Here is an 11974-nt window from a genome sequence, read left to right on the forward strand (position 1 = left end):
CCTCAAAAACAAGAAAAAGCACAGGTCTCCCTGCGCTTTAACAACTTATTACAACTCAGCAATCTGGCTCAAATTAACCTCTGCAATGGTATCATTACCAAACATAGAGATAACCATTTTGACCTTGTTGTTATCAATTTCTGTAATTTTACCTGTGTAGTCTGTGAAGGCACCGTCGATGATACGAACAGTATCGCCAACTTTGACATCAATATCAAATTCTTGAACGGTTTGTCCCATAGACACCAAGATTTGACGGATTTCTTCTTCCAAAAGTGGAGTTGGTTTTGAACGGTTACCGTGTGAACCCACGAAACCTGTAACGTTTGGCGTGTTACGAACCACAAACCAAGCTTCATCGGTCATAACCATTTCCACCAAAACATAACCAGGGAAACGGTTTTCTTCTACTTCCTTGACCTCACCGTTCTTTTCAACCTGAACAGTCTGAGTTGGAATTTCTACACGGAGGATGTTTTCCAACATGTTATAAGTGTGGGCACGTTGGAGCAAGTTTTCCTTCACTTTATTTTCATATCCTGAGTAGGTCTGTAAAACAAACCAGCCCTTATCAAAACTATCGTACATTGTTACTTCCTTTCTTTGGAAACACGGAATTTTTAAACGCTAAAAAAAGCCCGAAGGCTTTCGCTTTTCCTTATTATATCACTTCCATTTTACAAATGGCAAGTATTTTCTAGAAAAGATTGATCAAGCTCATGATTCCTCGTGACAAAATCAAGTCAAAGAGGTAAACCACCGCTACGAAAAAGGCAGTATATTCCACTACAGACACGAAATCCGTCCAGCTCTGCTTACGAGTTGGCCAAGACGTATCTTTTAAAATGCGGATAATGTCTTTGATAAATTTCATGCGCGACTCCTATCTGGTTTCCTTGTGAACAGTGTATTGTCCACAGTGTTTACAAAATTTATTTACTTCTAACCGTGTTGGCTTGGGATTGCTCGAAAGGCTGATTGAATAGTTTCGAGAACCACAAACAGTACAGGCTAGGCTTGCTTTTTTTAGTGCCATAAAGCCCTCCATCCTTTTCATTCTACCATGTTTTTATGGATTTGACAACTCTCCAAACCAAGACGTAATGTTATCCCACAAGGTTTTTGCTCGTTCTGGTAACTGGGCATCGATTAGATTTTGTTTGGTTTGCTCAATCAAGTTTTTCGCCTGATCTGAAATTTCTTGTACCTGTTCTTGACCAAGACTTGATTCAGTTTGTGCAGCTTCATCTGGAGCTACTTCTACAATACCATTTTGTGCATAGGCATTTTCTACTTCGAACTGTGTTCCTGCAGTATATGGCAAGATTGAATTGGCTACAGTCTGGAAGACCGACGGAGCCATCCAGTAGCTACTACTATCTATATAATGATTTTCATCTGTCTGCTCAAAACCAACCCACTGACTGATGACCAAATCAGGTGTGTAGGCAATATGCCACTGGTCATTGACAAGATTGACATCAAAACTCGTTTCGGTTGTTCCTGTTTTCCCAGCAATATAATAATTGGCCGCATCTGCTGTCACTCCCGTACCATTGGTATAGGTTCCAAGCATCATTGCTGTCATCTTATCTGCGACAGAGCGGTCAATCACCTTGGTACTTGTTTCTCGATGCTCTGCTAAAACCTTTCCACTAGCCGTTTCAATACGAGTGATGAGATGGGCATCCTTCATCACCCCCTTATTCGCAAAAGTAGCGTAGGCCTGGGCCATTTGCAGAGGATTAGTCTCCACTCCAGAACCAATTGAAACCCCCAAAACTTTCTCGACATTTTCCATATCAAGCCCAAACTTTTGTCCATACTCGAAGGCTTTGTCAATCCCCAAGGTGTTCACTATATGAGCTACTGGTAAATTGTAAGAGAGAGCCAAAGCTTGATACATTGGAATGGTATCAGAAGTCGAATAATCATAGTTATGCAAGGTGTAATCGCCGTAGGTTTCTGTATGGTTATCCAGAGCCATATCAATCGACCAGCCCGCCGCTACTGCTGGAGCATAGGCAACAAGAGGCTTGATTGTTGAACCAGGACTGCGCTTGGCTTGTGTCGCAAAGTTGAAGGTCCGAAAGACCGCATCCTCTGAACTGTTAACTCGACCAACCAAGGCACGAACTCCACCAGTCGTCGGATCAAGAGCTACGCTGGCAGCCTGAGCATGGGTACCATCAAAACTTGATGTCGGGAACATGGTCTCATCATCAAAAATCACCTGCATACTGGCTTGAGAATTTTGATCCATCTCTGTGTAAATCCTATAGCCGTTATTAATAATGTCTGATTCTTTCAGTCCGTATCGCTCAATCGCCTCAGCAATCACAGCATCAAAATAAGATGGATAGGAATAGTTATCTTGCTTACCAGAATAGGTATCTGCTAACTGGCTCGCTAAATCGACTTGGAAACCTGCATCTGCAGTCGCTTGATCAATATAACCAGCATTGACCATGTTTTGCAGGACTGTATCCCGACGATTAACTGCATTTTCTAGAGAATAATAAGGATTATAAATCTCAGGTCCCTTGAGCATACCTGCAATGACGGCCGCTTGCTCAAGAGTAAGATCACTGGCTGGAATACCGAAGTACTTTTGGCTTGCATCTTCCACTCCCCAAACACCATTCCCAAAATAGGCGTTATTGAGATACATGGTCAAAATTTCTTGCTTGCTGTACTTTTTATTGATTTCCAGAGCCAAAAAGAATTCTCGAGCCTTTCGACTGATGGTCTGATCCTGAGTTAGAAAGGCATTTTTTGCCAATTGCTGGGTAATAGTTGAACCACCTCCAGACCGACCTAACGTCAAGGCAGCCAAAATTGTACGCTGGTAATTAATGCCTGAATTTTTGTAGAAGCTCCGATCTTCTGTAGCGATGACGGCATTCTCTAAATTATCGGAGACAGCATCCAGCTCTACATAGGTCCCCTTCTGACCTGACAATGTCCCAGCTTCCGCACCATCTTTATCATAAATAATCGTTGTGGCTTTTAGCGCCTGCTGTAAATCACCAACATTAGCTGTCTTTGCAAGGAAAAATAGATAGCCACCTACTGTAAGAACTGTCAGGACCATTAAAATGATTAAAATTTTAGTCAGTTGGTAACGCCGCCAAAATTTACGAATCGGCTCCGGAATACGTGATTTTTTCTTTGGTTTATCAACAGAGCCACGATTTCCCCTGCGGCGACGGCTAGGTAGGTCTTCATGATCAATTTGGAAATCTTCTGGAACTTCAATCGGCTGATGTTGCAAATCGTCCATACTTTACCTCTTTCTAGTGAATTTTGTACCATTATACACCATTTCGTAAAAACTAGCAGAAAAAAGCCTGCGATAACTTGTGATAACAGACAGGGAATTTTTTCAAAAAATATGATAAAATAGGGTCATTCTGAACAAAGAAGAGGATTCCCATGACACAAGTATATGATATTACCATCATCGGTGGCGGACCTGTCGGTCTCTTCGCCGCCTTCTACGCCCACCTCCGTCAAGCCAAGGTCAAAATCATTGACTCCCTTCCCCAACTGGGTGGCCAGCCTGCCATTCTCTATCCCGAAAAGGCCATTTTAGACATTCCCGCCTTTCCCAGCCTGACAGGACAGGAGTTGACCGACAACCTCCTCGCCCAGCTGGCTCCATTTGACACCACCATCTGCCTCAATGAAACCCTGACTGCTATTGAACCTGGGGAAACCATTACCCTAAGGACCAACAAGGGCAGCCACCAGACCAAGACCCTGATTATCGCTATGGGTGGCGGGGCCTTCAAGCCACGTCCGCTGGAGATTGATGGTGCTGACAGATTTGACAACGTCCACTACCACGTGTCCAACATCCAGCAGTATGCCGACAAGGACATCGTCGTCTTGGGTGGCGGTGACTCTGCGGTCGATTGGTCCCTGGCCTTTGAAAAAATCGCCAAGACCACTCACATCGTCCACCGTCGTGACAACTTCCGAGCCCTCGAGCACAGCGTGGAAGAGCTCAAGCAGTCCAGCGTCAGCATCCACACACCTTTTGTCCCTAAAGAGCTTTCTGGGGGAAATGGCAGAGCTTCTAGCATTCATTTTGACAAGGTTAAGAGCGAGGACAAGCTCAGCCTGTCTTTCGACCACCTCTTTGTCAACTACGGTTTCAAATCATCTGTCGGTACGCTGAAAGAATGGGGACTGGAACTCAATCGCCACCGCATCGTGGTCAACAGCAAGCAAGAAACTTCTGTTCCTGGTATCTATGCCATCGGTGACTGTTGTTTCTATGAAGGAAAGGTTGATCTGATTGCGACTGGACTGGGCGAAGCCCCAACCGCCGTCAACAATGCCATGAACTACCTCAATCCAAATGAAAAAGTGCAACCCAAGCACTCAACCAGCCTATAAGATGAAAATTGACATTCGCATTCCCCAAGCCTTTCCACAACTGACTGTTAAGGAAGTCTTGGAAGATTATTTTCTCATTCCCAGAAAAATCCGCCACTTCCTCCGCACCAAGAAGCATGTCCGTGTCAACGGCGAACTGATTAACTGGCAGAGTCCGATTGCTGCAGGCGACCTGCTAGAATTGACCTTTGACCAGGAAGATTATCCTGAAAAAAGTATTCCTCTAGGACAGGCGGACTTGGTAGAGGAACTCTATCAAGATGAGCATTTGATTATCGTCAACAAGCCCGAAGGCATGAAAACCCACGGCAATGAGCCTACTGAAATCGCCCTGCTCAACCATGTATCTGCCTATGTCGGTCAGACCTGCTATGTGGTCCACAGGCTGGATATGGAAACCAGCGGAGCCATTCTCTTTGCCAAAAATCCTTTTATCCTGCCCATTCTCAATCGGATTTTGGAAGACAAGGTCATCTACCGTGACTATCTGGCCCTCTGCCAAGGGCAGCTAAGAAAGACAGACTGGACTATCACTGATAAAATCGGACGGGACCGACACGACCGCAGAAAGCGGGTGGTCGACAACCGCAAGGGACAGGCTGCTTTGACCCAAGTCCATCTCTTGAAGACCCTTGGCAAAAATAGTTTGGTTACCTGTCGCCTCCAGACAGGGCGGACACATCAGATTCGGGTGCATTTGTCCCATCATGGTCATGCCCTAATCGGAGACCCTCTTTACAGTCGAATCACAGCACCCCGCCTCATGCTCCATGCCCAAAAACTCAGCTTGACCCACCCGCTGACCCTCGAAGAAATCAGCGTGGAAGCACGGTCGGAGAGTTTTGAAAGAATAGTAAAAAAGAGCTGAAAACCAGCTCTTTTTTGCATGTATGTTATTCAAAAATATTTCCCAACTCTACATCAACTCGGTTTTCCTTGACATTGATGTCGGTCACAGCGAGCAAAGATTTGTAGTTAGCTACGCTACGGTCCCCTTTTTGGTTTTCCGCAAAGACAGCCACGCCTACCAAGGTTGAGTCAAACTCAGACAAAAGGCTAATCATACCATTGATGGTGCCACCATTTTTCAAGAAGTCATCGACGATTAAGACACGGCTTCCTGCCTTCAAACTACGCTTGGACAGAAACATCTTTTCGATACGGTCGCTAGATCCTGACACATAGTTGACAGAAACGGTTGAACCTTCTGTGATTTTCAAATCACGGCGCACAATAACAAACGGTACATTAAGGACATTGGCAACAGCATTGGCCAAAGGGACACCCTTAGTCGCAACTGTCATGACCGCATCAATCTTTTCATCTTTGAAAGCATCTGCAATGATACGACCGACATTTTTCAAAATATGTGGTGTAGACAGCAAGTCAGATGAATAGATATAACCGCCTGGCAAGATACGATTACTTTCGGCCATCTGATCACGAAGGGCCTGTGCAATTTCGACGGACTCTGCCTTAGAGATCGATGGAGTAAAAACAACTCCTCCACTGGCACCAGTAATGGTTTCAATATGCCCGATAGAGCTTTCCTCAAAAGCCTTTTTAATGATGGCAATATCCTCTGAGATAGATGACTTGGCAGATTCATACTTTTCCGCAAAGGTATTCAAACTAGTTAATTCATAAGGGTGGTTGATGAGGTAATTGGAAATGACAACCATACGCTCACTTCTTCTTAATTTCATAAAATCATCCTCTTTCACTTTTTTCTATTATATCACAATAAACTACAAAAAGCGAACTTTTTTGATTAAAAAGTCCGTCTTTTTCGTATTTTGTTTATCGCTTACATATACCACTTTGGAAGATGATGATTAAAATATTCATACCATTCAGAAATCTTCTGCGCTTGCAACTTCATCAATGAAATTTGTTCGGAATCTACTTGTTCTGCCCAAGAAAGAGCGCCTAGACTGTTTACTGTTAAGTATAGAGCTAAAAGTCTCCAAAATTCCTCTGGAATAACGCCGTCAAAATAGGCATCTACCTGACCACGCGCAAAGGCTGGAGACAAATCTGCCGTGAAAATCAAACGGTTGAATTCTTCCCAGGGATCTCCTATGTCGTAGCGATCAAAGTCTAAGATTTTTAGCTTTCCATCTCTTCCCAGTAGAAAATTCCCTGTATGAAAATCTCCATGATGGTAGGCAATCTGTCTCCCTTCAAGCAAGTGACGATTGGCCTGGACAAAGTCTATCATAGCTTGACCATTTGGATAGGAATGACTAGTTGCTTGGTAGGCCTTGATTTTACTGTCAATCTTAGCCTGATAAAAACTGTTCCAGTCCCGTTGACTTTGGTCAATCGGTAGGGCATGCAAGGTTCGCAAAAACTGTCCAGCCTGACAGCCCAAATCATACAAGACAGAATCAGACAGATCGGAAGCCACTTCATTCATGTCCTGACCTTCCACCCATTCATAGAGGGTGTAGACTGACAAGTCATCCGCCCAAAAACTTAGTGGCTCTGCCACAGGCAAACCTAGACCAAACAGGTTTTCAACTAACTGAAACTCTAATCGCTTAGCCTCATAGGCTGGTCGCTCTGCTATTCTCAACAGACCAAAGCGACCATCTTCTAGCTGGACCTTGTACTTTTGGTCCGTGGACCAGCCTTTGGTGAGGGGCTGTCGAGACACTATCCTAACTGCCATCAGTCGATATTGGGCTTATAAAAGGCTCGGTTATCCATGGCAAAGATGCGGTTGGTCATCTCACCTGGGCCGACCTTGTCCAAGGCCGATAGCATCATCATCATTTCCGCATCAATGTTGTCAATCATGTGGAGGATTTCCGCCTCCATAATCTGCGGACGGACTGGGCTACCATATTCCAAGAGACCGTGGTGGCTGAGGATAACGTGACGCAGAACAGTCACTTCCTCCAGACTGTCATCGATGCCCAATTCCATCAAGACCTTGGTAATCTCTTCATCAATCAAGGAAATGTGTCCAATCAAATTGCCACGGACAGTGTAGCCTGTGTTATCAGGACCTGTCAGTTCAATCACTTTGGCTAGATCATGAAGCATGATTCCTGCAAAGAGCAGGCTCTTGTTGAGCTGAGGATAGATGTCACCAATTTTATCTGCCAAGCGGACCATGGTCGCTGTATGGAAGGACAAACCTGAATAGAAGGCATGGTGATTGGTCTTGGCCGCTGGATAGGAATAAAATTCCTTGTCGTACTTGCTGTAAAGAGCACGGACAATCCTCTGCCAAGTGGCATTTTCAATACGGAAAATCATCTGGCTCAGATAGTCCTTGGTGTCATTGACATCCACCGGTGGCTTTTCCTTGAAATCAGCAGGGTCATTGGGTTCGCCAGCTTTTGGCAAACGGAGAACCAATTGATTGACTTGCGGGGTATTGTTATAAACTTCACGGCGTCCCTGCACGTGAACAACTGTCCCAGCAGTAAAATCCTTGATTTTCCCTGGCTGGGCGTCCCAGACCTTGCCTTCAATTTCACCAGTATCATCCTGGAAGGTCAGGGCGAGGTAATCTTTGCCAGCTCGTGTTTGACGGACATCAGCTGTTTTAATAAGATAAAATCCTTCGAAGAATTCATCTTTTTTCATTTGGTTAATTTTCATTATCTTCCTCATCTAATGGGGACAGGCCAAGCAGTCCCTTGGTTTGGTCATCTTCGTACAGGTCAATGGTACGAAGACTACGCTCGATAGCGTTGGTGCGAGTGGTTAGGAGTTTGTCAATATTGCTGCTGGCTTGATTGAGTTGTTTCTGAGCCTTAAGTAAGAGGTCAGAAAACTTGCCAAATTCCAGCTTGACATTGCCCAAGACCTTGGAAATATCATCGGCCGACCGTTGAATGTTGAGGGTCTTAAAGCCGACGGAGAGGGAATTGAGCAGGGCAGAAAGGGTAGTCGGTCCTGCTACCACGATATTTTCCTGACGGCGTAGGTCATCAAAGAAAATGGGATTGCGGACCACCTCTGAATACAGCCCTTCGGTTGGCAGAAAGAGCACACCAAAATTAGTCGTTTCAGGCGGATTGAGGTACTTGCTCTGAATATCCTTGGCAAAACGTTTAATAGCCGCCAAGAGATTTTTGCGATGGAGGTCAATCTGGTCCTTGTCCCCACTTTCGTAAGCATCCTCCAAGCGGTAGTAATCCGCCAGCGGAAACTTGGAATCGATTGGCAAGTAAATATAATCTCCTTCCGTCCGTCCTGGTAGCTTGACCGCATACTCCACGCGCTCACTAGAGCCTGAAACCGTGGCAAACTCTCGCTCATATTGGCTAGGTGTCAAAATATCCTCGATAATCTGTCCCAGCTGCAATTCACCCATGATGCCACGGGTTTTGGTGCCAGACAGCACCTTGTTAAGACTACCCACATCACGCGCCACCGTCTGCATTTCGCCCAGACCACGATTGACTGACTCCAACTGCTTGGACACCGTTTCAAAGGAGGCTTGTAGGCGGGTTTGCAGGGTTTTCTCCAGCTTTTCCTCGACCGTCTGCCGCATCTCTTCCAGGCGTTTTTCATTGGACTCCTGAATGGCCTGCAAACGGCGGTCGGTGGCATCTCGCGTTTCCAAGTGGCTCTTATTCAGCTCTTGACGGATGTCGGTTAGCTGTTGGTAAAGCTCCGTGCGGAGTCTTTCCACTTCCTGATGAATGGCTTGCTGCTGTTTGAGAGTTGCATTTTCTAGTTGATAGCTGAGCTGATCAGACAAGTTGTCTGCTGTGTCTTCTGCCTGATCTTGCAAAAGCAGGGCCAAGCTCTGCCATTTTCCATAAAGAAAAACCAAGGCAATCAAGACCAGTATCAGCAAAATAAGTAATACAATATCCATCTAATTCTTATCCTTACTGTAGATAAGGACCACGTAGCCCTTATCCAGTTGAATGTCTATATCTCTATCTATAAATTCGTTAGAGGAATAGCATTTTTTGAAAAAATAATTGCTGGCATCCAGCGGGTACTTGGCATGACGAATGGTCAGGCGGCTCTGGTCCGACGGCATAAAGGAAATGTACTTCATACCAGCAATCGGTGACAAACGGTGCTGACCTGCAGGTCGAAAACGGACGATGTTCTGACTGTCCACCAATTCAATCTGCTCCATATAGGTTGCCAAGTCAGGCTCTGCAGCCAGAAAGAGATTGGCCATCATATGATCCATGCGGCCACCCAAGGCACCGTATATGCGAACCTGGGCCTGCGGATATGCCTTGAAGATTTCCTTTAAAGCCAGCTCCAAATCTGTATCATCTTTTTCAGCAGGAGCTTGCAAAAAACACTCTGCTTGATCCTTTATCCACCCTAACTCTTCAGGCGTCACCGAGTCAAAATCACCCATGGCCCAGTCAAGAGGCAGGGAATGGTCCAGAAGACGAAGAGAGCCTGCATCTACCCCCACATAGAGGTCGGCAGGCTCAGGAAGGCAGTCAAAGGAACCGCCTGCAATAACAGCAATCTTAATCATGGAGGGCCGCTCTCAATTTGGCAACGTTGGCATCCAAGTCTCCTTTGAAGAGATAGGAACCAGCCACAAAGACATTGGCACCCGCATTTTTGGCTGAATGAATGGTCTTGTCGTCAATCCCGCCGTCCACTTCGATGTCAAAGTTCAAGCCTTTGGCTTCACGGAGTTTGACCAAGGCCTCAATCTTCTCAGCCACTTCTGGGATGTAGGCTTGTCCACCAAAACCTGGGTTGACCGTCATGAGCAGAACCTGATCCACCAAGTTAAGCACAGGCTCAATGGTCACAAGAGGTGTACCTGGATTGATGACCACACCCACCTTCATACCAGCGGCACGGATTTTCTGCAAGGTCCCATGCAGGTGAACCGTTGCTTCTGCATGAATGGTTAAAATATCTGCACCCGCACGTGCAAAGGTCTCAATATGATTTTCAGGATTGGACACCATGAGATGGCAATCAAAAACCAGCTTGCTGTGGGGACGCATAGCCGCAACCACATCCGCCCCAAAGCTAATATTTGGCACAAAATGACCGTCCATGACATCAATGTGCACATACTCCACACCTGTCTTTTCTAGACGTTTGAGCTCTTTTTCAAAATTTGCATAATCTGCCGCCAAAATAGACGGTGCAATCTTATAATGTGACATACAGAACCAACTTTCTATTTGAATTTCTTACTTACCTTGGTATAGGTTTCGCGCTGATTTTGGATTTCGCTGAGGAATTGGAGATAATTGTCAAAGCGACTTTGGGAAATGGCAGAGCTGGCAACAGCTTCCTTGACCGCACAATCCGGCTCATGGGTATGGGTACAGGTCCTAAATTTGCAGTCCTGGCTGCTTTCCGCAATCTCTGGGAAACAATCTGTCAGAGCCTCAGCCTCCTTGACTTCATAGTCTAAGGATGAAAAACCTGGCGTATCCGCAATTTTCCCACCGAAGACATTGTAGAAGCTGACCGCACGAGTGGTATGACGACCACGCCCCAGACTATCTGAAATCGCCCCTGTTTCCAAGGCTAATTCTGGTGCAATGCGGTTGAGTAGGGTTGATTTTCCAACCCCTGTCTGCCCCATAAAGACCGTCACCTTATCCTGCAATAATGGCGTCAATTCCTCCAAACTATAGACAAATGGATAGCCAATTTTCTCATAGATAGCCTTGAAGGCATCCATCTCCGCCCGATCTTCTACCAAGTCCATCTTAGAGATATAGATAATGGGATCCATGTCCTTCTGTTCCAAAAGCACTAGGAAACGATCTAGTAGATTGGCATTAAAATCAGGCTCCTTGGCCGACATGATAACCACCGCCTGATCAATATTGACGATAGGAGGTCGAACCAAGCTATTTTTTCGCTCATGAATCTTTAAAATGTAGCCTTCTGAATTTTCCTCCGCAGAAAAGTCCACAAAATCACCCACATAGGGCGTTTGGCCTTTCTTACGAAAATTTCCTCTGGCTCTGGTTTGATAAATCTGTCCATTCGCCTCGACATAGTAAAAACCAGCCAAGGCCTTGATTATTCTTCCTTGCAATGAAGACTCCTTTGTGTGTACTTGTTCCTATTATACCAAATTTCCTAGGAAAAAAGGAGCAGGAAAGAACTCGAACCTTAATAAAAGAGCGCGTCACCCATTTCACGTTTCAAGTTGTTGAGCTGAAACAGTCTATTCCCAGACTGTTTCAGTCCCACCCCCGCACAGCTCAAACTGTCTGGGAGACAGTTTGAGGTTGGAGATAAGGCGAACTTTGTTCGCAGCAGTCGTAATGGTTAGATTTGGAGTGTAAAACACGAACTGCTGAGATTTGCTTTGCAAATCTTATCTCCAACCTCTAACAATCAATCTGATTGTTGGAGCAATCAACCACTGCGCTGAGATGTTGACTCTAACCTTATGAAGTGGGATGGTCTTTTACCCAGACTCTGAGATTTTACACTTTACTCTAGTCATTTCAATTTAAAAATAGTATAATAAAAAGCAAGCGGAGGTGGTGGAACGGCAGACACGCATGCTTCAGGCGCATGTGCCCATCGGGTGTGAGGGTTCAAATCCCTTCCTCCGCATTATTTATAAAGGATAACCCCA

General features: G+C 45.4%; 13 protein-coding genes and 1 tRNA gene. 3 read left to right on the forward strand and 11 right to left on the reverse strand.

Translation table 11 applies throughout. The features are described 5' to 3' along the window. Window positions 1-48: 48 nt before the first annotated feature. From nusG to pbp2a, 4 genes are all read right to left on the reverse strand, one after another. Complete coding sequence (gene nusG, locus GPW69_RS09555; protein WP_002940254.1) at window positions 49-588, reverse strand: transcription termination/antitermination protein NusG; 540 nt, start codon at window positions 586-588, stop codon at window positions 49-51. Between the two features lie 109 nt (window positions 589-697). Beyond that, window positions 698-874 carry a preprotein translocase subunit SecE gene (secE, locus tag GPW69_RS09560; protein ID WP_002940255.1) on the reverse strand — a complete coding sequence of 59 codons (177 nt, stop codon included), beginning with the start codon at window positions 872-874 and terminating at the stop codon, window positions 698-700. Window positions 875-883: 9 nt separating this feature from the next. Continuing rightward, the gene (gene rpmG / locus GPW69_RS09565) at window positions 884-1036 is read right to left on the reverse strand and encodes a 50S ribosomal protein L33 (RefSeq protein ID WP_002940258.1); all 153 of its coding nucleotides are present in this window, start codon (window positions 1034-1036) and stop codon (window positions 884-886) included. Between the two features lie 33 nt (window positions 1037-1069). Further along, window positions 1070-3283 carry a penicillin-binding protein PBP2A gene (pbp2a, locus tag GPW69_RS09570; RefSeq protein WP_074391601.1) on the reverse strand — a complete coding sequence of 738 codons (2214 nt, stop codon included), beginning with the start codon at window positions 3281-3283 and terminating at the stop codon, window positions 1070-1072. A gap of 152 nt (window positions 3284-3435) precedes the next feature. On the opposite strand from pbp2a, the gene GPW69_RS09575 reads away from it, so the two are divergent. Both GPW69_RS09575 and GPW69_RS09580 read left to right on the forward strand, forming a co-directional pair. Further along, a complete protein-coding gene (locus GPW69_RS09575; RefSeq protein ID WP_074391600.1) occupies window positions 3436-4404 on the forward strand; it encodes an NAD(P)/FAD-dependent oxidoreductase in 969 nt (322 codons plus the stop codon). A gap of 1 nt (window position 4405) precedes the next feature. Further along, the gene (locus GPW69_RS09580) at window positions 4406-5272 is read left to right on the forward strand and encodes an RluA family pseudouridine synthase (RefSeq protein ID WP_074391599.1); all 867 of its coding nucleotides are present in this window, start codon (window positions 4406-4408) and stop codon (window positions 5270-5272) included. Window positions 5273-5297: 25 nt separating this feature from the next. Here the strand turns inward: GPW69_RS09580 and purR are convergent, their stop codons facing one another. The 7 genes from purR to rsgA form a co-directional block, all read right to left on the reverse strand. Beyond that, window positions 5298-6110, reverse strand: a complete 813-nt coding sequence (gene purR, locus GPW69_RS09585) for a pur operon repressor (RefSeq protein ID WP_002938438.1) — start codon at window positions 6108-6110, stop codon at window positions 5298-5300. 101 nt (window positions 6111-6211) lie between these two features. Continuing rightward, entirely contained in the window at window positions 6212-7078 is an 867-nt protein-coding gene (locus GPW69_RS09590) for an aminoglycoside phosphotransferase family protein (RefSeq protein WP_074391598.1), read from the reverse strand. Next, the gene (locus tag GPW69_RS09595; RefSeq protein WP_044684014.1) at window positions 7078-8019 is read right to left on the reverse strand and encodes a 3'-5' exoribonuclease YhaM family protein; all 942 of its coding nucleotides are present in this window, start codon (window positions 8017-8019) and stop codon (window positions 7078-7080) included. The genes GPW69_RS09590 and GPW69_RS09595 overlap by 1 nt, the downstream gene beginning before the upstream one ends. Continuing rightward, window positions 8009-9247, reverse strand: a complete 1239-nt coding sequence (locus GPW69_RS09600; protein WP_044684013.1) for a DNA recombination protein RmuC — start codon at window positions 9245-9247, stop codon at window positions 8009-8011. Before GPW69_RS09600 ends, GPW69_RS09595 begins: the two co-directional genes overlap by 11 nt. Then, window positions 9248-9880, reverse strand: coding sequence for a thiamine diphosphokinase (locus tag GPW69_RS09605; protein WP_074391597.1), 633 nt, complete (start codon window positions 9878-9880; stop codon window positions 9248-9250). After that, the gene (rpe, locus tag GPW69_RS09610) at window positions 9873-10532 is read right to left on the reverse strand and encodes a ribulose-phosphate 3-epimerase (protein WP_024407309.1); all 660 of its coding nucleotides are present in this window, start codon (window positions 10530-10532) and stop codon (window positions 9873-9875) included. The genes GPW69_RS09605 and rpe overlap by 8 nt, the downstream gene beginning before the upstream one ends. A gap of 14 nt (window positions 10533-10546) precedes the next feature. Next, on the reverse strand, window positions 10547-11422 hold the full coding sequence (rsgA, locus tag GPW69_RS09615; RefSeq protein WP_074391596.1) for a ribosome small subunit-dependent GTPase A: 876 nt from the start codon (window positions 11420-11422) through the stop codon (window positions 10547-10549). 448 nt (window positions 11423-11870) lie between these two features. Here rsgA and GPW69_RS09620 point away from each other — a divergent pair. Next, window positions 11871-11952, forward strand: a tRNA-Leu gene (locus GPW69_RS09620). Window positions 11953-11974: the final 22 nt, after the last annotated feature.

Source organism: Streptococcus suis, from assembly GCF_902702775.1.
Taxonomy (GTDB): Bacteria; Bacillota; Bacilli; order Lactobacillales; family Streptococcaceae; genus Streptococcus; species Streptococcus hashimotonensis.